The organism is Arthrobacter sp. 01N444 (assembly GCF_056399305.1).
Window position 1 is genome coordinate 1 of sequence record NZ_JBFTRB010000056.1, and the last position, 357, is coordinate 357.

Sequence of the window (357 nt, forward strand, 5' to 3'; positions counted from 1 at the left end):
GTGTAAGTCATAGAACGCTAGAAGAACAAAAAAACATAATGATCGATTTAGCTAAAAAAGCAGAAGATGCAAAGGATTTTGACAAGTCTATTTTATATTTAGCAAAAGCTATTGAACTAGATCGCCCGCCGATGCAGAACCTATCACGTAAAAAATGGCGTTCTAAAGAAGGGCAGGAACAACGCAAACGTGACCAAGCGATCAGAGACAAGGCAAGAGAAGATGCAAGGGCTGTCAGGGTGTTGAGGGGTGTTGCAGTTGTTGATGTTGCTTCATTCACAGTTCAACCGCTGCAGAAAAAAGAGCAGTCAAAAGATAATGACTTTTCAGAAAAAAAATCGTGGTGGCGTTCTACTG

Annotated in this window: 1 protein-coding gene; it reads left to right on the forward strand. The window is 40.9% G+C overall.

Features of this window, described 5'->3' with window-relative positions; all coding sequences use genetic code 11:
* Positions 1–38 precede the first annotated feature (38 nt).
* The coding region (locus AC1DKN_RS21070) for a hypothetical protein (protein WP_476872413.1) at positions 39–357 on the forward strand (319 nt) is incomplete at its 3' end.